This is a genomic window from Catellatospora sp. IY07-71, assembly GCF_018326265.1.
Taxonomy (GTDB): Bacteria; Actinomycetota; Actinomycetes; order Mycobacteriales; family Micromonosporaceae; genus Catellatospora.
This window is the reverse complement of record NZ_AP023360.1, coordinates 812,269-833,588: the sequence shown is the minus strand read 5'-3', so window position 1 is coordinate 833,588 and position 21,320 is coordinate 812,269. Positions and strand designations below refer to the sequence as shown.

The window sequence follows — 21,320 nt, the reverse complement described above, 5'->3', positions numbered from 1 at the left end:
CGGTGACAGTCGCCGGTGTCGGGTGGTGTTGGGCCAGGTCAGATGCCCTTCGGTGCTGTCACCACCAGGTGGTGACAGGTGGTGACAGCGGTGACAGCCGCTCGCGCGGCCCGGAAGGCGGTGACAGCGGTGACACGGTGACAATCGCCCTGTTGGGTCGTGTTGGGCCTGCTCAGGTGGCCTGTTGGGCTGTCACCACCTGCTGGTGACAGGTGGTGACAGCGGTGACAGGCGTCAGGTGCGGTTGGCCTTGACGCGGTTGACGTAGTCGGCCGCGCCCGGGTGCACCTCGTAGTCGCCGGACGGGGTGACCCTGACCCATCCGTGCTGGGTGAGGGTGTCGAGCACCGCCCGGACCTGCTCGGCGCGCGGGAGCTTGCGGTGGGCGCGCCGGTGCAGCTCCCGCCGGGTGAAGGTGTGCATCCCCTTGCCGACCAGCAGCGCGAGGATGTCGAGGGCGGTGTCGCCCGCGGGGTCGCCGTTGACCAGCGCGACGGCGGCGGTGTAGTGCGAGATCAGCCATGCGGTGACCTGCGCGGCCTGGCCCATCTGCTCCTCGCTGATGGGCCGCTGCCAGGCGTCGGTAGGGTGGTGGGCCAGGTGGAGCAGCCCGGCGAGCCGGAGCATGCTGCCGTAGAGCTTGTTGGCCCACTCCCGCATGTCGTACAGCGCCCCACCGGGGCGCAACTGGTGCTCGATCTCCTGCGCTGCCGCCGCGCGCACCCGCGCAGCCTCGGGGGTGAGGGTGATGACCTGCGGACTGTCCCAGACCGCGAGGGTGGCGGCCAGGCTCCGCATGGTGCTCTCGTACCGGGCGGTGACCGCGGTCGGGACCGAGGGCGCGTCCTGGTCGCGGTACCCGGCGAGGCTGCCCGGCAGGATCAGCCAGAACCGGGCGACCAGCCCACGGCCGAACAGTTCCGGGTTGGCCGCGAACTTGCGCAGCGCCGAGGGCTGCGACATCACACCGACCGTCAGGGCGGGGTCGGCGATACTCTCACCCGCCCTGGTCTGCCGATCGCTGGACATGTAGCCGCCGCTGTAGCCCTTGAGGTACGGGTCGAGGTTCGGCGTGCCGGAGTAGCGGCCGGCGAGGGTGTCGAAGATCCCGCCCTCGTCGCTGATGACGGCCATGCGTCCGCCGTTGGCGGCCATGAGCCCTACCAGCGCCTCGGGGGTGTGGTCGTCGCAGATCAGTCGCGGCAGCGTCGGCACGGTGATCTGCTCAGCGGTCAGTACGGCGGCCAGCGCCTCGGCGGTGAGGTCGTCGCGGCGGTCCGGACCGGCCTTGGCGGCGGCAGCGCGGGCGTGCTCGGCTGCCCGCTGGGCAATGTCGCGCCGGGCGTGCTCCTGCTCGACCATCGGCCGCACCTCCTCTTGGAGGTTGTGCTCGGCCTGGTAGAGCGGCCTGACCAGCGCCTTGTAGACCGGGGTCTTGCGCTCGCCGGGCTCGGCGATGACGGCGATGTAGGCGTTGACCTGCTCCCGCCAGCCCGGCTTGGCCTCGACCTCGATGCGGCCCCCGCCGCACGCGGCCAGCGACGACAGCAGCACACCCGCGCCCATCGACGGGTCGGTCTGGGTGAAGGTCGCCACGCCCTCAACCATGTCCCGCGCCCACTTCGGCAGCACCGTCAGCGGGAACGACGGCAGCGCGGCGGTGTTGCTGCCAACCGGGACGGGCAGGTCCCAGGGCAGCCCGGCGGGCTCGTCGTCGCGGACCGCGGTGAGGTGGCGGACGTTGGAGGTCATGCCGCCACCGTCCGCGGGCGCCGCGCCCCGGCGCGCAGGCCGGAGGCGATGGTGCGGGCCGTCTCCATCGGCCGCAGGCCGATGCGGTGGGCAGCCTGCGTCAGCAGGCCTTCTACCTCCTGCTCCTTGACCGCGCCTCCGGCCACGAGCTGCCCGAGGGCGACCGCCGACATGTAGAGGGCGTGGTTGCGCCCGCCCTGTGTGGCCTGCTCCAGGTGGCGAAGCTGTGCATCGATCGCGCCCTGTACGTACCGGCCCACCCGGTCGGCGCTGAGGGTGACGGTGATCGGGGCCTGCTCGGGCAGCGGCGCCGGGGTGAGTGCCTCGGCCAGCCAGCCGGGCAGGTCGGCCACCGGCAGGTCGGCGCACAGGCGGTACTCCCGCCCGTCGACGACGCTGCCGGCGGCGAGGACGTAGCCGCCGTGCGCACGGCTGTCGACCAGCGGTCCCAGCTTCTTCGCGGTGTTGCGAAGGTTCTCGCCCTGGTCGGGGTGGCGGTAGTAGAGGTGCGTGCCACCGCGGCCGGTGGTCACCGCGTACGTGCGCACCGGCTCGGCGCGCTCGCGGCGCTCCAGCTCGGCCAGCACCTGGCTTCCGGTCTGGTAGAACGCCCAGGGGGCGGTCAGCTCCTGGCCCGGCTTGAGCGTGTCGAGGTCGATGACGACCAGCCCGGACGGGCCGGTCGCGATGCCGACGTTGTACGGCCCGGTCGACCAGCATCGACGGATGCGGTCGGGGTCGGTGGTGGCGCGGGCCTCCCACGCACGGATGGCGGCCCTCTTCGCGTCGGGAGTCACCGGGAACACCCGCCATCCGCGTTCGGCCGCGTCCAGAGCAGCGGCGGTCAGGCTGTGCACTGGCTCTCCTTCCTGGTCAGGTGGCTGGTCATGTGAAGCACGGGTCGGTCGTCGCAGAGAGCGATTACGGTCCGAGTGGGCTTCCTCGCCCTGCAGGGCAAGGGAGCAGGCGAAAGCCAGTAGGCCGGTCACGGCACCCCGGGACCGTTGCAACTCGAATGCAGTCGAGGTGGCAGATCCTGGAGAATGGCCGCCATGACGGCGGAGGAAGTGCTGGCGAAGGTGGCGGCGGATCTGCAGCGGGGGCACTACCACCCCGCTATGCAGCGGCTCGCAAGCCTTACCGCCGCCTACCCTGACGACCTGGAGCTGCGTGCTCGTCGTGCGGCGCTCTATCGGCAGCTCGGCAACTGGGTGGAGGCCGGGCGCTGGGGGTTTCTCACCGAAGACGCCACTCCGGAGGAGATCGCCGCGTTCGAGAAAGCCCACCCCGGTGCGTGGAGACGGCTGCTCCTGCTCAAGGTCATTTCCGATCCCAGCCCTGAGGTCGGCCCATTGGCTGGTGCCCGCCTGGCTCGCCTCGTTGAGCAGGCAGAGGAGGAAAGCACAGCCCCCGTCAGCTGGACTGAGGTCGGACCCCGCCCGGAGGCCCCTGCGACGTGGCGTGACGGCCTGCCGTGCCTGCTGGCGGGAGTGATGGGACTGATCATGATTGGTCTGGCTGTGCTCGGGCTGGTCACCCTGATCGGATGGATCTTTTAGGCCGAGTCCAGCTGGGCGCGACGCGTCGTGCACCGCCGCGGCGGAACGGATGCCGCTCACCACGGAGCTTCCGCCCCGCCCCCGTCGACCAGTACGTGCCGCAGCCCGGCGTAGGTCCCGGCGAGCAGCAGCCGCGCCTGGTCCTCGGCCGAGCGCTCGTCGTTGTCGAGCTTGAGCACCACGCGCAGCTCCACCCGGTCCCGGCCCCGCTCGTCGCGGTAGCGGGTCGCGACCAGCCGCGCGAGGTCGGTCACCCACACCTCCGGGATGGAGGCGTGTTGCCCGGCGGGCATCCGCCCGAACGTGCAGTGGTGGCCACCGGCGCACCACACCGGGTGGCCGGCGGACTCGTCGCGGCGCGCCACAGGCCGCCCGCTGGTCAGCACCTTCATGACGCGCTCCGGCTGTCCAGGGCGACCGCGACCCGGCCGCCCAGGAACTGCGCCACGTTGGCGCTGACCGCGTTCCCGGCCTGCATCGTTTGCTCGGAAACGTTGCCGCGCACCTCGTACGTGTCGGGGAACCGCTGTGCCCGGAGCTGCTCGCGGGGCTTGAGCATCCGGAAGTAGCAGTCCTCCACCTTCACGGCCGGGCGCAGCAGCGCACCGGAGTCGTGGGTGGCCATGGTGTGCAGCGGCGCGTCCGTGGTGGTCGGGCGGTTGCCCTTGCGGTAGGGGATGACCAGGGCGTGATGCCCGCCCCCGGCGGCCATCGTCTGGAAGGGCTGGCCCGTGCTGTGCGCGGTGCCGTGGTTGCGCAGCACCGCGATGAACGGCTCCGTGGTGACCAGCGAGTGGCTCAGCGACGCGGTCTGCGTGCCCAGCGGCTCGCTGTCGACGAGCTTGGACATGCGGGCCGGGTCGGCGTATCCGCCGTACTGCTTGACGTAGAACGGCGGCACCACCAGGGCCTCCGACTCCCGCGCCGTGCGGGTACGCATCGGCCCGCCGGTCGGGTAGGCGGTGTTGTTCCACGAGCCGCCCGCGGGCACCAGCATCGGTGGGGTGGCGAACCCCTCGCCGATCTTCAGGGTCCGGGTAGGCAGCGGCCCGCCGTCCAGCGGCAGCGCGCGGCTGTCGCTGTCGCCGTGGTTGACCGTGATCAGCGTCTGCCGGTCGGCGAACATGCTCAGCCCGTGCTCGATCCGGGCGACGGTCGCCGCAGCCAGGGGCTTGGGCCGGTCGCCGATGCGCTCGCCGACGTCGGTCCAGTCGATGGCGGCGCGGGCGGGCATCACGTACGGCTCGACCTGCGCCTGACCGCACGCGGCATTGGGGCAGACGTAGACGTACTGCTCGCGGTAGGAGCCGATGCGGCCGAACCGGCGCACGGTCGGCGTGTTCTTCCAGACCTGCACCGCGTGCACATCGGCCCCGCAGGGCTCGCACCACGCGAGAGGGCGGGGCGCTACGTCGGGCAGCGGGATGCCGGTCCGGGTGAACACCAGGTACATCCGGTCGCGCCACTGCGGCGCCCACGGGTTGCCGTCCCCGCCGACGTGGGCCGACGACGCGCACACGGTCTGCTGCTCGTAGCCCAGCATCCGCATCCCGGCGCACCACCACTCGAACAGCTCCCACTTCCACGCGACCTCGGGCACGTTCTCGACCAGCACGGCCGAGTACCGGTGGACCTCGGTCGCGCGGATGACGTCGTGGAACGTGGCGCGGGTGCGCTCGAACCCGGCCTGAGGGATGTGGCCGCCCTGCTCGAACATGTCGAGCTGCCCGCGCGGGCGGGGCTTGGACTTCGGGCGCTTGGGCGACGACCCGCCAGCGGGGCTGGCCTCGGTGCAGATCGGCGACGCCCACAGCACGTCGGTCTTCGGCAGGCGGCGCATGTCGTAGTTGTTGACGTCGGCGCACAGGTGCTCGGCGGCCGGGAAGTTGGCCGAGTGGGTGTCGATGGCGGTGCGCCAGTGGTTGGCGGCGAGCTTGAGGTCCAGCCCGGCGGCGGTCAGCCCGATCGAGCTGCCGCCCGCGCCGCAGAAGATGTCGGTGAAGGTCAGGCTCATCGCGTCGTCTCCGGGGTCTTGGCGCGCGCGGCGGCGTCGGCCTGCTCGCGGGCGTGGTGGACGGTGTTGTAGATGCGGCGGCCGATGCGCAGGCGCAGTCCGGAGCCCTTGCAGCGGCGGCAGAAAGTGACTCTGCGTAGCAGGAGAGTGTGCCGGGTGCCCTTGCTGGAGCAGGCGCGGCAGCGCCCGAACGGCAGCACCCAGCACAGCAAGACATAGACGATGGTTGCGGATATCGCGGTGAGGGCAGCGATCAGTTCCGGTGTCACGAGGGGTCTCCTCAGGTCGTTTCGAGCCCTGTTTTCGGCATGGCGCTACCCGCTGCCTGCTCAAAGACTTCGCAGGCAGAGGCCGTTGTGGAGGGGTAGCGGCACGGGTAGCGCAGCCGCTACCTTCATCCGTGCCGCTACCCGTGGCGCTACCGCTTGCCCGCGGTGCCGTCCGCCTCTCGATCGGCGAGAATCTTGGCCACGACATCGCGGCGGTAGCCGCGAAGATTCGTGCCCGCAATCTTCACGGACTGTGACGGAACCCCGAGGGTGCGCGCCATGTCCGACAGCGCCTCCGCCGTGATCGACAAGTAGGCGTTGGGCCACCGCTCGGCCAGCGCCGGAGCGGCCACCGTCCAGTGCTGGCCGTTGTCGGCCGACACGTCGAGCAGGTCGGCGAGCAGGTCACGCGCGGCGGGCAGGTCGTTGCCCATCGGCCGGCGGCCACCGCGCAGGGCGATGGCACGGGCGATGATCGATGCGGCCTGCTCGGGGGTCGGGTACTGCGACAACACCGACACCGGCGACGGCCCGCCGGTCATCACGCCCCATCCGGCGTCGTCCACGGGCTTGTAGACGGTGCCGGTGATCCCCCGCTTGTACGCGCCCGTGCCGAGGATCATGTCGTTCTCGACCTGCCCCTGCACCGACAGGCACCAGCGGTTGGTGACACACCGGGTGATGTTGGGCGGGAGGCTGGTCTTGTCCGGGATCTGCGTGAGCAGGACCACGATGATGCCCAGCGCCCGCGCCCGCTTGATCAGCCGCTCCGCCGCGTCGGCGGCGTCCTTGTCGGCCGCGAACAGCTCGTGCGCCTCGTCGATGATGATGACGATCGGGTGCAGCCCGGAACCGGGCTTGCGCGCCAGCTCGGGCGTGACCTTGCCCTCGGGTGCCAGTCCGGCCTGCTTGGCGGCCAGGATGCGCTTGCCGCGCCGCTCGGCCTCGGCCAGCGCCCAGTTCAGGATCTGCCCGCCCTGCCGGATCGCCTCGTCGTCCACTCCGACGACGTACGTGCTGCACAGCGGCTCGAAGTCCAGGAAGTCACCGGTCCCCTTGAACTCGGCAATCTTGAACTCCACCGTGGGATCGAGGCTCCACATCAGCCCCAGCGACCGCCCGGCGTAGCTCTTGCCGCTACCGGGCTGCCCGCCGACCAGGAACGACCGGGCGAACCCGGAGGTCTTGACCGGGCGCTGCCGCTCGTCGCTGCCGAACTCCTCGGGGCGGAACACGCTGGTGACGGCGTTGTCGGCCAGCAGCGCCCACCGGGGCTTGCCCATCTTCGACGCGGGCTGGTAGCCGACCCACAGGTCGAGCTGCCCGGCGTGCTCCGGGCCGGGTGCGGGCCAGACCTGGTCGATGGGCAGGCGCAGCGCCGAGGACAGCGCCGCGCGCTTCTCGATCACCTTGACCGCCTCCACACCCAGCGGCAGGTTGACCCTGGCCAGCCAGCCCGGCCCGTCGCGGTGGATCGGGGTCGGGAATTCCAACTGGCTCGGGTCGGTCAGCCCTTGGGCCTTGACCGCGACCAGCGCCGCGCGGACCTGCTCGGCGGTCAGGCGGGTGAACTTCGGCGTGTTGGACACGCGGTCGGTGATCGGCCGGTCGGCGGGCTTGCCCGCCTGCGCGGCCAGCAGCGCAGCTCCCGCGGCGGCGGCGTACCAGCCGATCGGCGGGACCGCGCCGGACAGCTCCAGCACGGTCGTGCCGACGCACGCGGCGGTGCCCGCCGCGCCCAGCAGCATCCAGCGCGGCTTGGACTCCTTGGCGCGGGTGCGGTTCAAGGCCTGCCAGGTGTAGGCGTCGTTGCGGTCGGCGGCGTGCTGCCGCAGCGACCAGTTGCCCTCCTCGGCGCTGGCCCAGCGCAGCACCCGCCGGGCCAGCCGCCACACCCCGCGCGGGGCGTAGGCGGCGACCTTGAGCCCGTACCACGGGGAGCGCAGCGCGTGGAACGCCGCGTAGTACCCGGCGTCGTTGACCAGGGCGCGGACGGTGGCGCGGCGGGTGTGCGCCGACAGCATCCACGCGGGCACCAGCGGCACCCGGCGGCTGTTGCCGCTGGTCACGTCCTTCCACGTGACCGTCATCGCCTCGCCCTCGGGCTCGTCGACGGGCGCGCCCTGGTCGGGCCGGTACACGGTGTACGACTCGGCATCCACCGGGGCGGCCGGGCCGGGCACGGCGGTGCGGGTCGGCTCGTCGTCGTCGTTGAAGACCATTGGGGACAGGGCCATGGTGCTACCTCCGCTCGACATCGATCAGGGCGTTGATCAGGCGTTCGTGCAGTTGCGTGAGCAGCCGGCCGCGCGGCATCGTGGGCCGCTCGGCCTGCTCCCGCATCAGCGCCTCGGCAGCGCTGACGGCAGCGATCAGGCCGCCGAGCCGCTCCCGCAGCCATGCGACCAGCGCCTCAAGCTGGGCGACGGCGCCGCGCAGGCGGGAGATCTCGGCGTGCAGGGCGGGGCACTGCCCGCAGGCCTGCTCCGCGCTCACTGCTGGTCCCCGGTGCGCTGGTCCTCGGTGGTGCGCGGGGCCGGGCCGGGGAACCGGGTCGGCGGGTGCCACATGCCGAACTCGCTGGTGATGCCCTCGTTCGGGTCGTTCGGGATCAGCGGGATGCCGCTCTGCTGGCTGACCTGCACCGCGCGGAACGCGAGCCAGGTGACGTAGTCGTTGGCGCGCTCCAGGGCGTACTGCCGGTCGGCCAGCTCGTCGTTGAGGCGCTGGTCGATCCAGTCGGCTAGGGCGTAGAGCTGCTCGTCCAGGGAACCCGAGGGGTCGACGGCGGGGTACGTGTCGTCCGGGTGCTGGTCGGTGGTCATGATGGGCCTGCTCCTCAATGAGAAGGGGTGGCGGGGCGCGGCCAGGTTTCCTAGGCCTTCGGGCCGCGTCCCGCGTGGGCTGGTGCGGGTGGTGCTAGGTCGCCGACGCTGGCGGCGACTGCGCGAGCCGGGGTGATGAGCCCGGCCCGCACAGAAGCGGTCAGCATCCGTCAGGGATCTCGCAGGTCCAGGCGTTGCAGTCACGCACGATCCGGGCTGCCTCGCCCTGCACGGCGGCGCGCACCTGCTCGTCACCAGCCAGGTCGGCACCGGCCCGTGTCCAGTCGATGCCGATGAGCGTGGCGGCGGCACGTCGCGCGCAGTACAGGCAGGTTGCGCAGCCGAGTACGGCGTGTCCGGTGGCGACGTGGGTGAGCAGCCAGCCGCCGCCGTAGCGGCCCGCGCCGTCCACGCCCGGCGTGATGACCAGACCGGGCGCGACTCGCTCACCCAGCACCAGCACCTGCGGCCGGTCCTTGTGCGTGCTCACCATGACCTGCGTCAGCGCCGTCATCACGCTGCCTCCGCCGTCACGTCCGCGCCGGGCAGGTACCGGCGCACGGTGCGCTCCGACAGCTTCAGCCGCGCCGCGATCTGCGAGGGCTTCCAGTCCGGGTGAGCCGCCGCCAACTTGGCCACGTCCTTGGCGGCATTGGGACGGCTGCCGGTGGCCGGGGGTGCCGACACCGGGCGCGGGTCCGGCTCGCCGCTGGCGTCGCCGTTGGCGGCAGGCCTGCCGGGCTTCGCTGCCTTGGTCGGCGGCGTGTTGGCGGCGTTGGTCTTGGAGTTCTTGCTGCCCGCCTTGGCTGCCGAGCGCTCGGCCCAGTACGCCGTGGACGCCTGCCATGCCGTCTCGACCGTGGTGTGTCCGTCGCGGATGGCCAGCCGCCGCGCCATCCAGGTGATGGCCGGGAAGTTGGACCAGCGGGCGAACCCGAACCTCGGCAGCGGCGCAGGCAGCAGCCCGGTGGCGCGCAGGTGCTTGCGGTGCCGGTACAGCGACAGCAGCTCCCACAGGGCGATGCCGGTCAGCGACATCAGGCCGTACGCCACGGCGGCACCGGTGGGTGCCATGTTCGGCCCGGCGGCGTGGGCGTAGTTCATGCCCGCGGCAATGAGCGCGAACACCCACGTGGCGGCGCGGAAGATGCTGCCGGAGTCGCCATCGTGGCGGGCCATGAAGTCCAGCCGCGCAACGTAGGCGGTGGTCAGCTCGAACGCGGCGGCGAACACCAGCGCCGCCCACAGCGGCCAGCCCAGCACCCCCATCGCGAACTGCACCTGACCGACCCACGCCACGGCCATCGGCGCGAGGATCGGGCCGATCCACAGCCCGGCCTCACCGACCCGCCGCAGCGTCGCGGCCCGCTCCCGCCACGCGGCCGAGGCGCGGGTCTTGCTCGCGGCCTTGCGCGCCGCGCGGGCCGCGTCCTGCTCAGCGCGGGCCTGCTCGGCGGCCAGGCGCTCCTGCCGCGCCGACTCGCGCCGCGCGGCCTCAACCTCCAGCGCCAACTGCGCGGCCTTGGCCTGGCGCTCGACCTCGGCGTCGGCGTCCAAGCGGCGCTGCTCCGCACGCGCGTTGCTCGCGGCGGTCACGTTCGTCAACAGACTCATTTGGTTGTCTCCCCAGGTCAGCGGCGGTTGCGGTGGCGGGCCTCGGCGGCGAACACCGCGTCCCGGTCCCGGTCGGTCATGTCGGCCAGCACGGCCCGGTCCACGCCCGCCTTCTCGAGGCGGCGCAGCAGCGCGACCGTGGCCGCGTCGGTGATCTGCTGATCGGTGTAGGTCTCGCGCTTGCTCATCGCGTCAGCTCCACCAGGTCGGCGCGGCGGTGCAGGGTGCGCACCCGCACAGCGGGTCGGGGATCGGCGGCAGGGGTCGTGCGGTCGTCGGTGGCCGCGTCGTAGACCGCGATGCCGGACCGGCTGGTCTTGGCCCGGTACATGGCCGCGTCAGCGGTGGCCAGCACCTGCGCGAGGTCGTGGCCGGCAGACGGGGCCAGGCCGATGGACGCGGTCACGGTCACCGCGTCGTCGCCCATCGGCACCGACAGCGCGACGGTCGCGGCGATGCGCAGCGCCTGCGTGTGTGCCGACCGGATCGGGCCGGGCAGCACGGCGGTGAACTCGTCTCCACCGAGCCGCGCGACGCAGGCCCCGGGCAGCAGCGCCCGCAGCCTGTCCGCGATCGTGACCAGCACCGAGTCACCGGCCGCGTGGCCGTAGGTGTCGTTGACGGGCTTGAACCCGTCCAGGTCGATCAGCGCCAGCACCGGCGCTGTCGAGGCCAGACGCGGCCAGGCCGCGCCGAGCCCGGCACGGTTGGCCAGGCCGGTCAGCGGGTCGGTGTGCGCCGCGCGGCGCGCCCTGGTCAGCTCGTGCCGGTCGTGAGCGGCCAGGGCCAGCCCGGCCAGCCCGACCGCCGTGCCGCAGGCCAGCGCGAACGTGCTCAGGTGGCGGGTGTTCATCGGCCACCTCCGCTCAGCGGGAACCGGCGGGCCGCTGTCGCGTACACCCGCACCAAACCCGCGTCGCCACGGGCGGGCCTCGGGTCCGACACGGCGGTCAGCGTCGTGACCTCGTCGAGCGCGACCAGCACCGCGGCCACATCGGCGCGGGTGCCGATCAGCCGCACCTGCACCGGCCGGGCCGGGCGGGCGGCGGTGTCCAGCGCGGCCCGGTACAGCGCCTGGCGCTGACGGTCGCGCAGCGCCTCGGTGAGCGCGGCGGCCTGCTCGGTCGTGATCTCACCGCGGGCCTGCTGGCGGGCGATGTCGCCGATCGCTCGGCCGGTCCGGGTTCGCGGCATCACCGCTCACCCCCAGCCGGGTTGTGCACCGGAACGCCGAGGGCCTTGGCGTGAGCGGCGGCGATACGGCGCAGCCTGCGCCGCGCCATCGCGCGGTCGGCCACGATCTCGGTGACCTGGTCAGCGCCGCCGGGACGGTCCATGACCTCCCAGCCCGCGCCGGTGCCGGACCGGCGCGACGCCCACGCCAGCGCGTGAGAGGTCCAGTGGTCGCCGCTCGGGCCGACGTACACGCACATCGCCGGGTGCAGCTCGCTGGTCCACACCTGCACCGGACGCGGCGCGTGTGGCAGCCGCAGCACGGGCAGCTTCTTGTAGCCGTTGAAGAACCACCGGTAGCCCGTGCCGGTGCGGTCGGTGCTGACCCGCACGCCGTCCTGATCCACCGTCACGTCGGTGACGGACTCCAGGTGGCCCGCCGGACTCAGGATCCGGTCCCCGGCCAGCAGCTCGTCAGCGCGCATCGGGGTCACCGCTCCACCTCCGTGCCGGTGTCCTGGCGGTCGAGCTTGTGCGGCTCGCACAGCAGGGTCCGGGTGGTGGCGGTCTTGCGGACCGTCGTCGCGCGGCGCCGGAACGGCACGGGGCCGCCCTCGACGTCGGCGGCGGCCTGCACCTGCCAGCAGTCGTCGCAGTCGCCCTGGCCGCGGAACGCGGTGTAGAGCACCTCGCCCGGACCGAGCGGTGCGACGGCCCGGCGCACCGGGACCGCGGGCGGGGCCGCCTCGGCGGTCACGCCGGTGAACAGGTCGAGCTGTCCCGTCAGCATCATCGCGACACCTCCCGCCGGGCACCAGCGGCGCGGGAGCAGGTGAAGCGGTAGCGGCGGTTCCGGCGGGAGCGGATGTCGGCCAGCCGGCGGCGCACCTCCGTGCGCTCCAGGTCGGTCAGTTCCAGGTCGGCGTGCGCCGCCTCGGTGTCGGCCGAGGTCTCCAGGGCCAGGCGCACGGCCCGCTCCACGGCGACCTCGTCGACGTACGTCGGGTCGACCTCGACGTCCCAGGGAAGCTCGTTCTCGATCGCGAACAGCATGTCCGTGACCAGCACGTCAGCCCAGCAGCCGCCGCAGGCGACGCCAGCGATCAGCGCGGGCGGCAGGGTCGGCAGGTGCGAGGTCTTGCACTTGCGGGCGGCCAGCGCCGCCAGGGGGTGATCGGCGGTCAGAAGACCAGCCGGTTCGTCGGCAGCAGCCGACACGATAGCCTGGACAGGCATCGCTAGTCCCTTCTGAGCAGGAGAGATGAGATGCAAAGCCCTGGCAGGGGTGGAGCCCTGCCAGGGCGTTTCTCGTTCAGCCGTCAGCTGGCGGCTTCCGCGCGGGCTGGGACTGGCAGCACCCAGCCCGACGGAAATCACCATCTACGTGCGGCAATGCCAGCGCCCGAGACCCGTCCTGCTCGTCTCCCGCCGCTCCCAGGACCTACTGGGCGCTACCACCAGGTGGCTTCATGCAGGGCTCTCGGGGACGACCCCCGAGCGCTGTATTCCTGTCGCTGTGAAGTTCTCAAGGCACGTGGAGACAAGGCCGTAGCCAGGCCGGTGATAGTGCTAGCCCGATAACCACTCCGTGTTTAGTGGGCTAGACACAGGTTGGCTGCCGCCGCCCGCGTCTGTCAAGCCCCCTAACCAAGGATGTTTAGCGGGCGCAACCGAGCCGCGTTTAGATATGGGGGTTGACCAGCTAGGATGTGGTTAGCCCCCTAGCGGATGGAGCCCCGTAAATGGATCAAGTGACGCGCGGCATCCTTCTGGAGCGCGCGAAAGAGATCAGCGCGAAGATTGACGAGCATCAGGCAGCTATCGCCGAGCTGTCCGTGGAGCGGCGTGAGTTCCTGGAGACGCTGCTCGACCAGGGAGGCATGACCCAGGTCCAAATCGCCAATGCCCTCGGCATGTCCCGTGGTCGCATCTCGCAGCTCATGGCCGGCGGAACGAGGCCGGAACGCGCGTTCTTCGGAACCGGAAAGATCACGGTCGCGATTGGTGGCAAGCACGAGACCGGCCGTGCAGACGGTTCCGCTCTCGTAGTCGCGTCGCGCGAGGCGTTCGGCGCGTATGAGCGGCTCGCCGAGCTGTTGCGTGGGCTGGGCCTCGAAGCGGAGTCGGAGATTGTTCCGCCACCTGGATTGCTTCAGCTCAATAGGCCGAATCTTGTCGTCCTGACCAGTCCACGACTTCTCCCCTTCGTCGGCCAGGTGCTTGAGTCGGACCCCGTGTTGGGATTCAGCTCAGACCACCTCGGGTGGTATCTCGTCAACAAAGAGACCGGAATTGAGTACAGGTCGCCTACTGACAAGCCCGTCGATTACGCATATATCGGTAGGCTCCCTCGGCCGGATGGCAAAGGCACGTTCCTCTATCTGGCGGGCATTCACGCACCCGGGACCGCCGGTGCGGTTCACTACGTCGAGAACAACCTTACGAAGCTGTATCGCGACGTAAAGAATCGGCGGTGGTCGAAGCTCATCGAGGTGCGATACGACCCGAAGACTCGCGAGACTCTGTCGACCTCCGGCCTCACGGGAACCTTTAGGCACGACAATGGCTGATCCCAAATTCGATACAGCAGCCAGGTTCTACGACATCCAAGTCGCCACCTCGCCTGGCGATGTCGGCAAGCCCTCGGAAGATTGGGTATACGCCGACGAGCAAATCGCCGTGGTTCTCGACGGTGCCACCGCGCGCACGGATACTGGGTGCGTTCATGGGGTCCACTGGTATGCCGAGCATCTTGGCAAGGCAATCGTGGAGTGTGCCGGGGAGTTCGAAGGCCTTCCGTTATCGGGCGCTCTGCGGATGGCGATATTGACGGTCGCGCTTGAGCACAGAAACTGCGACTTGGACCATCCGGGCACCCCATCGGCGGGCGTGGCTATTCTGCGCCCGAGTGGCGACTACCTCGTACTAGGCGATGTCACCATCGTTAACGACAGCGCCTATGAGCTGAACATCGTCGTTGACCCTCGCGTTGAACAGACAGCGAAGGCGGAGCGCGAAGAGGTTGACCGACACCTTATCGGAACCGCAGAAAAGGCACAGGCGTTGATTCCGATGAAGCGCGCCGAGCTAGCTGCGCGAAACAAGGACGGCGGCTATTGGATCGCTGCGGCGGAACCGGCAGCCGCACGGCACGCCCTAACGGGCCGAATCGACGCCATCGGGCGGGTGGCCATCCTGACGGATGGCGCTGCGCGGGCCGCCACCCTCGGGTTGATGAGTTGGCGTGACCTACTGGCGCGGTCGGTCGACCAGGGCGGACCGCGGGCGCTAATTGAGGCGGTCCGTGCTGCTGAGGCAGGTGACCCGAAGGGCGCGCGGTGGCCACGGAACAAGGCCAGCGACGACGCTACGGTGTTTAGCGCCTGGTTGGCACCGCCGCACCTTCGGTAGCCCTAGGTGCGACCGACAGGCCGATCTGGGAGAGGACCGGCGCCGTCGGCAGGTAATGTCGGCGGCGCCGCTTTCGTCGTGTCCAGCTGGGCGCGACGCGTCGTGTGTCGGCGCAGTGTAGCCGTCGCTCTGGGCCTCGGGCCGACGCTTCGGTCCTGGTTCAGCCTGGAATCTGGTTGGGCAGGAACTGCATCATCGCGGTCGCCACGTTCCGCAGTCTTTGGAGTGGAAGCTGTAATCGCTCGATCGGATTGTCACTTGTGCACGCTTAGCACTTAGGATGAAGTTGTTGTCGATGATATTGCCTGATTTGTTCGTGCGCTCCCAATAGCAATCATGGATAGTTCCCTCGTCAGCGCCAAGCTGGATTACATATGTTCCTGGCTTGATTTCCTTGCCGACGAGGTAGGTTCCGTCGCTGAAGATCTTGCCAGCAGCCACGAGCTTCCATTGGCTTGCTCTTGGATGCTTGGGACAAAGTATCAGTGCGGCTCTGATCTCATTGGCGCTGGCAAGTGCCATTTCGGCGCTACCCGCGTAGTCCCCACCAGGGTAGATCGTCGCGCACGCGAAGTAGAGGTCGCTTAGATCGGTGAGGTCGGGATCGAGCAGCTTCTGTGCGCTTGCCTCGACGGGGCTGAGGTTCGTGCTGCTTCGCACGAGATCAGCGTTGCCGCTGTAGCTACTCGTGCCACAGTATTCGATCTTCGCTGCCCAGACCTCGGCAAAAACCGGCGCGCCCTTGGCGTCCAGGGAGATTGTGTAGGTCGCTCCATCGCAGATGAAGCTGACGGTCAGCGCCGGAGGAGTCGGTGGGGTGGGGCTTGGGGTCGGCGAAGCGATGGTAGGGGCGGCGCTGGTTGGAAGTGGCGGCGCCCCGGACGGCGCAGCAGTTGGGGCCGCATTGCCGCTACAGGCTGCACCCAGGCCGAGCAGGACGACCGACAAGAATGCTGCGAGAGCCACGCGAGGTAACCGAATCACTACGGAAGTCTGGGCGACATCGAGCGATATGGCACCGGTCGTTCGGCCTGCTTTGGTTCTATCGTTCGGCTGGGCTCCGCTCAGACCCGTGGGCGTGTCTGTTCAAGCGCTGACCGTTGGCGTGCTGCGCAAACGCCTCCTCCGATTCGGAGGGGACGTTCCCTATGGCTCGCATGATCAGCGTAGGCGGCACCGCGGTCGCCGGCGGCCCGCGAGCGCGGGCCGATCCGAGCGATTGTCTGTGCGTTTCAAGCCCCTGGGGAGGAATCCCGATAGGGAGTCTGGTTTCCTTCACTGCGCAGTTGACCGCTGACAGGGCAGCTCACAGGCCTGTCAGCGGTCACGGCGGCAAGATCTTGGACGCCTACCAGTTCGCCAGCCAACCGACGACCAGTCCGACGGCCCGACGACGCCCGGCCGTCAACCGATCGGGACGCGCCGACGTACCGACCGGCGTCGCGCGTCGACGCGCGACGCCTCGGGTGAAGGGCGGTGGGTGCGGCTGGCGTACGAGTTGTACAAGTCGTACGCTTGGTACATGACCGCTGAACCGATCCGCACGTCCACCACAGGCCGCAAGCTCGGCCGTGCCTCCGACGCCAAGCGCGCGGGCAAGCTGGTCCCTCGCAAGACCGGCGCCCGGCGGGAACCTGATCAGGAGATGAGCATCTCCGCGGCGCGCACCGAGCTGGCTGACGTGGTGTCCCGCGCGCACTACGCCGGCCGCATCACCTACCTCACCCGCCGGGGAGAGCGCCTGGCCGCGATCGTCCCGGTCGAGGTGGCCGAGGCGATCGAACGGGCCGAGGACGCCGTAGACGTCGCCGCAGCGCGCGAAGCCCTGGCGCGTATCGATGCCGGAGAGAAGCCGATCCCGCTCGACCAGCTCCGCGCTGAGTTGGGCCTGTGACCGCGCCAGCGCCGGGGCCGATTTTCCAAGTCGCGATCGACCAAAAGGCGGCCAAGCTGCTGCGCAAGCTCGACAAGCCTGTTCAGGCCCGCATCGTCGCGGCGATCGCTGGCCTCGCCGTGGACCCTCGACCGGGCGGCGTGAAGGCGCTCCAAGGGCATCCGGGCCTGCTGCGCATCCGGGTCGGTGACTATCGGGTCGTCTACACGGTCGAGGACGGACAGTTGCTCGTCCTCGTGGTGCACCTCGGCCATCGCAGCGACGTGTACGACACCCTGTAGCCGAGTCGATACGCCGTCCTGTCACCGCTGTCACCACCTGTCACCGGCAGGTGGTGACAGCCCGGCAGGCCACCTGAGCAGGCCAAACGAAGCCCAACAGGGCTCGCTGTCACCGTGTCACCGCGGGCCGGGCCGGTTCGACGTGTGGCGCGTGGCCCGGACGGCGGTCGCGCGCACGCCAGGCGCGTGTCCGTACGATAGGGGTCACTTCAGTGTGCGTTTCAAGCCCCTGGGGAGGAATCCCGATAGGGAGTGGGGTTTCCTTCCCCGGGCCGTTGACCGCTGACAGGTCAGCTCACGGGGCTGTCAGCGCTCAGGGTCGCAGGATCTTGGACGCCTACCAGTTCGCCAGCCAACCGACGACCAGTCCGACGGCCCGACGACGCCCGGGTTTTGGCAGACTGGGTCGGCGCTGCCGACGTCGTGGATGTGAGCGGCAGCCTATATATAGAGGCACACCTGTCTGGTGCGGCACCTTGGCGACCGGGGCCGCGTGTGCTGGCCATATCGACGGGCCTGGCCGGCGGCTCGTGCACGAGTGAGGTGCCGCGTGAGGCGCCGAGTCCGCTGTCACCGTTGTCACCACCTGTCACCGCACGATGGTGACAGCCTCAAACGGTGCTGGCCTGGGAAAACTCTGCGCAGCACGCAGCTTTGTCACCGTGTCACCGCACCTTGCGGTCGCCGAGGGCGGGGTGGCTGTCAGCGCGGCAGAAACTGCCATCAATCAGATGTGTCCGGATTGGCCACCACTGACAGGGCAGGTCGTGGCCTTGGGCGGGCTGGCCACGCTGCTGAAGCGGGCCGGGGAGCGCCAAGAAGGACGGACTCGCTGCGTGAGCCTCATCACCGGGCCGCTAACGCGGCCGAAGGGCGTTGTCTGCGGCAAGCCGCGCACGGCGTCTACCGAGCGGCTGGCGGTCGCGCGATCGGGCGCGGGCCGCAACGGACGGACAGATTGCTGAAACACGTAGGCATCGGCCTCTACGGAGGCGTCCATCTTCCACCTCGACAACTCATCGATCAAGCCATATGCACCGCCTTGGCGCGAGTCACGGGCGGTCTCGTCCTCCGATCGGAGGACGAGACCGCTTTGTTGCTGTCCGGAGTGCGACGTTTGAGGGACCGCACGGAGAGCTATTGCTCGGTATCGTGCCGTTGCATGTCCCCTGTGATCCCGGAGTTCGCCAGAAACGGCCACCTGCCGCCAGGGCGCTACAAGGTGACCATGGAGCAGGTCAGGGAGCGGTTCGTTGAGGACAGCCGGTTTAAGGACTCCGCGACGCGCCTGGACCGGTGGGACGGCCTGACGAAGTACCTCGCGCTGTGGCGCGCGGCTGAGGACCGGGTCGCGCCCATCCTTGACGGGCGCAGCCTAATCAAGTCGGTGTGGCTCGGCGGCAGCTTCATCAGCTCGAAGGTCGACCCTGGGAATGTCGACCTTACGGTCATCACGGACGGCGCTATTGTCACGGAATGTACGAACCAGGGCATTAATGAGCGCCTCGCCATCCTGAAGAACCGCACCAAGATGAAGAACGCCTTCGCTGTCGCCCCGACGGTTGTCGCCTATCGGTGGTTTCGCAGCCCGTGGGACCTGCTGCGAGGTGATGCCCAGAGCCTTGCGGCAGAGCGCGAGTACGGGCTGTGGCGCGGAGCCATGGACGACTGGTGGCAGCGTGCGCGCCCCGACGGTGAAGACAAATTCGAGCCCACCGAGGAGACTGGGCAATGGACGCGCGGCTATTTGGAGGTGGTCCCGTGAGCAGGCAGCCCGACGACCGCTACTTCGGCCATGACCCGCGCGACCTCGAAGAACTGTGGGAACGGCTCGGCGGTGCCGGGCGCCCGGACGACGAGGTGGACCTGGTCGAGGCGCTCGACGTCAACCACTATGAGACGCTGCGCGAGTACCACCCCGACGGGCGGATGGTGCGCTACCTCTCTCTCCGCCTATTCGGCGAGAGGGTGAAGCCCGGCGAGCTGGACACTTACGTTACCAAGGAGATCTTCAGCGGGTTCGACAGCGAGGTGGCCGGCGCGGCGAAAGCGCTGCGCATGAGGACCGTGCCGACCTTCGCCTTGAGTCACATCACCGCGGGCAGCGCGGTGCTCCACCTCAAGCCATCCATGCCGGAAGTCACGGATCCCGATGGTCTGGAAGTTACGGTTGACCCTGTTGACGGGCTGATCGAGCTACTGACTCGGCTGCACGATGCGGCTGAGAACGAAGAGGATCTACGCGAGTTCAGCGACCACGAGCAGATGCTCCGCGCGCTGCGCGAGCTGGTATCGGTACTCGAGCGGCACAATCTCTCCCTGGACATGAGGTGGCGCACCGGCGATGGGCGCCATCGCCGATCGCAGCTCACCTCCCGTGCGCGTCGTCACGTACGCCAGCTCTGGGATAGCGACAGGCTCCGAACCGAACGCACCATCACGGGACGCGTCGTGGAGATCTCCTTGAACTCGTTCACCATCAAGGAGGGGCACAAGAGGAAGCTGGAGATCCACGTCGAAGGCGAGGAAGCCGTGCTCGGGCTGAACCTGCCCTTGGGCAACACCGTCAGTGTTCGTGTCGACGAGATCGACGCGGTCAACCTGCTCGGCATACGGATGCAGAAGCGGCTGGTCTTCGTCGGCTACGCCGGTACGCACGACCAACTGTTCTGAGCGCGTCCCCTTGACGGAGGTCAAAGTCTCCGTACGCCTGAGCTGTAGGGTCCGATCCCCGGCAGGTCGAGAGATCGTTCAGTCCCGCCGGACGCGGGCGTACAGCAGTTCGCCCGGGAGCGTGGGGTGCGGGACTTGCCGCCAGTTCGCCGTGTCTTCCTCGCGCGGCAGCCAGTCTGCGAACGGCAAGTACGCAATCCGCCAGATGATCCGGCAGGCCAGGAAAAAGCTATAGAACGGGATGAGCAGCAGGAGGAGGTCGCGCTTGCGGTAGCCGACCCGAGCCGCGGGCAGGAACAGCGCGAGGGCGAGCACTCCTAGGGCGCCCCAGTCGCGCAGGACGCCACGGGTCGGCAGCGACAGCGCAGCGAGCCCGAACTCGGCGGCCCGGTTGGCGAGGATAAGCAGCGACCCCAGCATCACCATGGTGAGCAGAGTCCGGGCTAGGACGGACCGGGGTGCGCCGGAGGCGACGCAGGTCGAGGGGTCCGGTGCCGGCAGCTCCCGGCCCGCTGGGGCGGTGTGATCCGTCCAGCGTTCTCCGGTCCAGTAGCGCAGGTAGTCGTTCGTGCCCGGGTACCACCCGGCCGGCGGCGGCTCCGTCATGGGATTCTCCTAGTCCCCGTGGAGGCAGGAGCCTAGCGGTATCCGTCAACCACCATTGCCGTAGGTCGGCATGATCAGTTCGGCTTCCTTCGCTGACGCAGGAAGGAGGCTGAAACACACAGGCATCAGCCTCTGTCTCTGTGTTTCAGCCTGTCTCTGGCCGTTGCCGCCCGCTCCTCAAGTCCAGGATGGAAGCTTAATCAACGTAGTATATATATCTGATATACCCCTCACTTGAGTGGCCAAGATCGGGGATTTCTCGTCAAAGTTTGGGCACTAGTGTGCGTTTTCGCAGTTCAGAAGCGGTACATCATGCCGTCTGTAAATCCGTCGCGAAAGCTACAGAGGTTCGAATCCTCTACCCGCCACCAGCAGCAGAGGAGCCTCTGACCGGACGAACCGGTCGGGGGCTCTTTCCGTATAGGGGCGCCTTCGCGGCGAAGATCGCGGTCTCGTGTCTGAAGCTTGAGTCCAGCCGCACCCTTCGACACGAAACTGCGATCATGTCGCCGCCCGGTAGACGTACCACCCCGCGTGGCGGCTCAGGCGGCGACGGCGCCCAGCGCTCCGGCCGGGCCGGGGGAGAGCTTGCCGATCGGCTCCCACAGCCGCGGCAGCTGCCGCGCCGCGGCCTCTACGGTGCCGTCGGTCAGGGCGAGCAGGGCGAGATGCCGGCAGGCGTGCGCGGCGACCGCGTCCAGGTCCACCGTGAGAGGGCTGGGTGTGAGTGGATGCGCGCCGGCGCTCGCCGCGTCCAGCCGCACCGGCCGGGTATCCCGCGGCCGCAGATCCGGCAGCGCGGCGTACGTCAGCACGACCGTGCCCTCGGCCGCCCGCCACGAGGTGGAGTGCAGCAGGCCGCCCTCGGTGCACGGCGAGAGTCCGGCGAGCTGCCGGGCGACGTCGTCCGGGTGCGCCCCACCGGACACCGGCGTGCGCAGGTCGCGGTAATACAGCACGCCTGCCTGCTCGGACAGCACGATGACCTCGACGACGACACCAGGCCCACTCACAAGTTGCGAGTCTCCTGCTGTTGCCAATGAATTGCAATAATCGGCCCGCGTGTCAGCGCCCGTCCTTGCACGAGGTGGGCGGTGTTCGCGGAGGACGTCGCCCGTCCGGGTGATCGTGCGGACCTCGGCGGACATCGTGCGCACGATGCCGAGGGCTGTGGCGGGCTGTGCGGTCGTGCCGAGGCGGGTGGGGAACGGCATCCGCGGATGGTAGGGCCATCGATGCGTGCCGCCGC

The 21,320-nt window shown here is 69.5% G+C and carries 26 protein-coding genes; 7 read left to right on the top strand and 19 right to left on the bottom strand.

Features of this window, described 5'->3' with window-relative positions:
* Positions 1-234: 234 nt before the first annotated feature.
* On the bottom strand, positions 235-1,752 hold the full coding sequence (locus CS0771_RS03835) for a YfjI family protein (protein ID WP_212839794.1): 1,518 nt from the start codon (positions 1,750-1,752) through the stop codon (positions 235-237).
* Complete coding sequence (locus CS0771_RS03830) at positions 1,749-2,609, bottom strand: bifunctional DNA primase/polymerase (protein ID WP_212839793.1); 861 nt, start codon at positions 2,607-2,609, stop codon at positions 1,749-1,751. Before CS0771_RS03830 ends, CS0771_RS03835 begins: the two co-directional genes overlap by 4 nt.
* Positions 2,610-2,804: 195 nt before the next feature.
* On the opposite strand from CS0771_RS03830, the gene CS0771_RS03825 reads away from it, so the two are divergent.
* Positions 2,805-3,311, top strand: a complete 507-nt coding sequence (locus CS0771_RS03825; RefSeq protein WP_212839792.1) for a DUF6584 family protein — start codon at positions 2,805-2,807, stop codon at positions 3,309-3,311.
* 56 nt (positions 3,312-3,367) lie between these two features.
* Here CS0771_RS03825 and CS0771_RS03820 read toward each other — a convergent pair whose 3' ends face one another.
* From CS0771_RS03820 to CS0771_RS03755, 14 genes are all read right to left on the bottom strand, one after another.
* A complete protein-coding gene (locus tag CS0771_RS03820; protein ID WP_212839791.1) occupies positions 3,368-3,703 on the bottom strand; it encodes a hypothetical protein in 336 nt (111 codons plus the stop codon).
* Positions 3,700-5,325, bottom strand: coding sequence for a DNA cytosine methyltransferase (locus tag CS0771_RS03815; RefSeq protein ID WP_212839790.1), 1,626 nt, complete (start codon positions 5,323-5,325; stop codon positions 3,700-3,702). Before CS0771_RS03815 ends, CS0771_RS03820 begins: the two co-directional genes overlap by 4 nt.
* On the bottom strand, positions 5,322-5,594 hold the full coding sequence (locus CS0771_RS03810) for a hypothetical protein (protein WP_212839789.1): 273 nt from the start codon (positions 5,592-5,594) through the stop codon (positions 5,322-5,324). Before CS0771_RS03810 ends, CS0771_RS03815 begins: the two co-directional genes overlap by 4 nt.
* Positions 5,595-5,743: 149 nt before the next feature.
* Positions 5,744-7,831, bottom strand: coding sequence for a cell division protein FtsK (locus tag CS0771_RS03805; protein ID WP_212839788.1), 2,088 nt, complete (start codon positions 7,829-7,831; stop codon positions 5,744-5,746).
* A gap of 4 nt (positions 7,832-7,835) precedes the next feature.
* A complete protein-coding gene (locus CS0771_RS03800; protein ID WP_212839787.1) occupies positions 7,836-8,090 on the bottom strand; it encodes a hypothetical protein in 255 nt (84 codons plus the stop codon).
* On the bottom strand, positions 8,087-8,419 hold the full coding sequence (locus CS0771_RS03795) for a hypothetical protein (protein ID WP_212839786.1): 333 nt from the start codon (positions 8,417-8,419) through the stop codon (positions 8,087-8,089). Before CS0771_RS03795 ends, CS0771_RS03800 begins: the two co-directional genes overlap by 4 nt.
* Before the next feature lie 160 nt (positions 8,420-8,579).
* Positions 8,580-8,933 carry a hypothetical protein gene (locus tag CS0771_RS03790; protein WP_212839785.1) on the bottom strand — a complete coding sequence of 118 codons (354 nt, stop codon included), beginning with the start codon at positions 8,931-8,933 and terminating at the stop codon, positions 8,580-8,582.
* Positions 8,933-10,033, bottom strand: a complete 1,101-nt coding sequence (locus tag CS0771_RS03785) for a hypothetical protein (protein ID WP_212839784.1) — start codon at positions 10,031-10,033, stop codon at positions 8,933-8,935. Before CS0771_RS03785 ends, CS0771_RS03790 begins: the two co-directional genes overlap by 1 nt.
* A 17-nt stretch (positions 10,034-10,050) precedes the next feature.
* On the bottom strand, positions 10,051-10,221 hold the full coding sequence (locus CS0771_RS03780) for a hypothetical protein (RefSeq protein ID WP_212839783.1): 171 nt from the start codon (positions 10,219-10,221) through the stop codon (positions 10,051-10,053).
* Entirely contained in the window at positions 10,218-10,886 is a 669-nt protein-coding gene (locus CS0771_RS03775) for a GGDEF domain-containing protein (protein WP_212839782.1), read from the bottom strand. The genes CS0771_RS03780 and CS0771_RS03775 overlap by 4 nt, the downstream gene beginning before the upstream one ends.
* Positions 10,883-11,227: a hypothetical protein gene (locus tag CS0771_RS03770; RefSeq protein ID WP_212839781.1), complete on the bottom strand. Its 345-nt coding sequence runs from the start codon at positions 11,225-11,227 to the stop codon at positions 10,883-10,885. The genes CS0771_RS03775 and CS0771_RS03770 overlap by 4 nt, the downstream gene beginning before the upstream one ends.
* Positions 11,227-11,700, bottom strand: a complete 474-nt coding sequence (locus tag CS0771_RS03765) for a hypothetical protein (protein ID WP_212839780.1) — start codon at positions 11,698-11,700, stop codon at positions 11,227-11,229. The genes CS0771_RS03770 and CS0771_RS03765 overlap by 1 nt, the downstream gene beginning before the upstream one ends.
* Entirely contained in the window at positions 11,697-11,999 is a 303-nt protein-coding gene (locus CS0771_RS03760) for a hypothetical protein (protein ID WP_212839779.1), read from the bottom strand. Before CS0771_RS03760 ends, CS0771_RS03765 begins: the two co-directional genes overlap by 4 nt.
* Positions 11,996-12,442 (bottom strand): hypothetical protein, encoded by a 447-nt coding sequence (locus tag CS0771_RS03755; RefSeq protein ID WP_212839778.1) that lies wholly within the window; start codon positions 12,440-12,442, stop codon positions 11,996-11,998. The genes CS0771_RS03760 and CS0771_RS03755 overlap by 4 nt, the downstream gene beginning before the upstream one ends.
* 506 nt (positions 12,443-12,948) lie before the next feature.
* On the opposite strand from CS0771_RS03755, the gene CS0771_RS03750 reads away from it, so the two are divergent.
* Positions 12,949-13,776: a sigma factor-like helix-turn-helix DNA-binding protein gene (locus CS0771_RS03750; protein WP_212839777.1), complete on the top strand. Its 828-nt coding sequence runs from the start codon at positions 12,949-12,951 to the stop codon at positions 13,774-13,776.
* Positions 13,769-14,617 carry a hypothetical protein gene (locus CS0771_RS03745; protein WP_212839776.1) on the top strand — a complete coding sequence of 283 codons (849 nt, stop codon included), beginning with the start codon at positions 13,769-13,771 and terminating at the stop codon, positions 14,615-14,617. The genes CS0771_RS03750 and CS0771_RS03745 overlap by 8 nt, the downstream gene beginning before the upstream one ends.
* A gap of 192 nt (positions 14,618-14,809) precedes the next feature.
* Here CS0771_RS03745 and CS0771_RS03740 read toward each other — a convergent pair whose 3' ends face one another.
* Complete coding sequence (locus CS0771_RS03740; protein WP_212839775.1) at positions 14,810-15,583, bottom strand: hypothetical protein; 774 nt, start codon at positions 15,581-15,583, stop codon at positions 14,810-14,812.
* Positions 15,584-16,139: 556 nt separating this feature from the next.
* Here CS0771_RS03740 and CS0771_RS03735 point away from each other — a divergent pair.
* The 4 genes from CS0771_RS03735 (at position 16,140) to CS0771_RS03720 (ending at position 19,465) form a co-directional block, all read left to right on the top strand.
* Entirely contained in the window at positions 16,140-16,511 is a 372-nt protein-coding gene (locus CS0771_RS03735; RefSeq protein WP_244870583.1) for a type II toxin-antitoxin system Phd/YefM family antitoxin, read from the top strand.
* The gene (locus CS0771_RS03730; protein WP_244870582.1) at positions 16,508-16,792 is read left to right on the top strand and encodes a type II toxin-antitoxin system RelE/ParE family toxin; all 285 of its coding nucleotides are present in this window, start codon (positions 16,508-16,510) and stop codon (positions 16,790-16,792) included. Before CS0771_RS03735 ends, CS0771_RS03730 begins: the two co-directional genes overlap by 4 nt.
* 1,162 nt (positions 16,793-17,954) lie before the next feature.
* The gene (locus tag CS0771_RS03725; protein WP_212839774.1) at positions 17,955-18,557 is read left to right on the top strand and encodes a hypothetical protein; all 603 of its coding nucleotides are present in this window, start codon (positions 17,955-17,957) and stop codon (positions 18,555-18,557) included.
* Positions 18,554-19,465, top strand: a complete 912-nt coding sequence (locus CS0771_RS03720) for a hypothetical protein (protein WP_212839773.1) — start codon at positions 18,554-18,556, stop codon at positions 19,463-19,465. Before CS0771_RS03725 ends, CS0771_RS03720 begins: the two co-directional genes overlap by 4 nt.
* Positions 19,466-19,543: 78 nt before the next feature.
* Here the strand turns inward: CS0771_RS03720 and CS0771_RS03715 are convergent, their stop codons facing one another.
* Together CS0771_RS03715 and CS0771_RS03710 are read right to left on the bottom strand one after the other, a co-directional pair.
* Positions 19,544-20,071: a DUF2510 domain-containing protein gene (locus CS0771_RS03715; protein ID WP_212839772.1), complete on the bottom strand. Its 528-nt coding sequence runs from the start codon at positions 20,069-20,071 to the stop codon at positions 19,544-19,546.
* Between the two features lie 542 nt (positions 20,072-20,613).
* Entirely contained in the window at positions 20,614-21,084 is a 471-nt protein-coding gene (locus CS0771_RS03710; RefSeq protein WP_212839771.1) for a hypothetical protein, read from the bottom strand.
* Positions 21,085-21,320: the final 236 nt, after the last annotated feature.

What these genes read in the sequence shown, in the direction of transcription:
- CS0771_RS03835 (WP_212839794.1), bottom strand. Translation starts at nt 1,752, where the DNA reads ATGACCTCCAACGTCCGCCACCTCACCGCGGTCCGCGACGACGAGCCC.
- CS0771_RS03825 (WP_212839792.1), top strand. Translation starts at nt 2,805, where the DNA reads ATGACGGCGGAGGAAGTGCTGGCGAAGGTGGCGGCGGATCTGCAGCGG.
- CS0771_RS03820 (WP_212839791.1), bottom strand. Translation starts at nt 3,703, where the DNA reads ATGAAGGTGCTGACCAGCGGGCGGCCTGTGGCGCGCCGCGACGAGTCC.
- CS0771_RS03815 (WP_212839790.1), bottom strand. Translation starts at nt 5,325, where the DNA reads ATGAGCCTGACCTTCACCGACATCTTCTGCGGCGCGGGCGGCAGCTCG.
- CS0771_RS03805 (WP_212839788.1), bottom strand. Translation starts at nt 7,831, where the DNA reads ATGGCCCTGTCCCCAATGGTCTTCAACGACGACGACGAGCCGACCCGC.
- CS0771_RS03795 (WP_212839786.1), bottom strand. Translation starts at nt 8,419, where the DNA reads ATGACCACCGACCAGCACCCGGACGACACGTACCCCGCCGTCGACCCC.
- CS0771_RS03790 (WP_212839785.1), bottom strand. Translation starts at nt 8,933, where the DNA reads ATGACGGCGCTGACGCAGGTCATGGTGAGCACGCACAAGGACCGGCCG.
- CS0771_RS03785 (WP_212839784.1), bottom strand. Translation starts at nt 10,033, where the DNA reads ATGAGTCTGTTGACGAACGTGACCGCCGCGAGCAACGCGCGTGCGGAG.
- CS0771_RS03780 (WP_212839783.1), bottom strand. Translation starts at nt 10,221, where the DNA reads ATGAGCAAGCGCGAGACCTACACCGATCAGCAGATCACCGACGCGGCC.
- CS0771_RS03775 (WP_212839782.1), bottom strand. Translation starts at nt 10,886, where the DNA reads ATGAACACCCGCCACCTGAGCACGTTCGCGCTGGCCTGCGGCACGGCG.
- CS0771_RS03770 (WP_212839781.1), bottom strand. Translation starts at nt 11,227, where the DNA reads ATGCCGCGAACCCGGACCGGCCGAGCGATCGGCGACATCGCCCGCCAG.
- CS0771_RS03760 (WP_212839779.1), bottom strand. Translation starts at nt 11,999, where the DNA reads ATGATGCTGACGGGACAGCTCGACCTGTTCACCGGCGTGACCGCCGAG.
- CS0771_RS03755 (WP_212839778.1), bottom strand. Translation starts at nt 12,442, where the DNA reads ATGCCTGTCCAGGCTATCGTGTCGGCTGCTGCCGACGAACCGGCTGGT.
- CS0771_RS03750 (WP_212839777.1), top strand. Translation starts at nt 12,949, where the DNA reads ATGGATCAAGTGACGCGCGGCATCCTTCTGGAGCGCGCGAAAGAGATC.
- CS0771_RS03745 (WP_212839776.1), top strand. Translation starts at nt 13,769, where the DNA reads ATGGCTGATCCCAAATTCGATACAGCAGCCAGGTTCTACGACATCCAA.
- CS0771_RS03735 (WP_244870583.1), top strand. Translation starts at nt 16,140, where the DNA reads ATGACCGCTGAACCGATCCGCACGTCCACCACAGGCCGCAAGCTCGGC.
- CS0771_RS03725 (WP_212839774.1), top strand. Translation starts at nt 17,955, where the DNA reads ATGTCCCCTGTGATCCCGGAGTTCGCCAGAAACGGCCACCTGCCGCCA.
- CS0771_RS03715 (WP_212839772.1), bottom strand. Translation starts at nt 20,071, where the DNA reads ATGACGGAGCCGCCGCCGGCCGGGTGGTACCCGGGCACGAACGACTAC.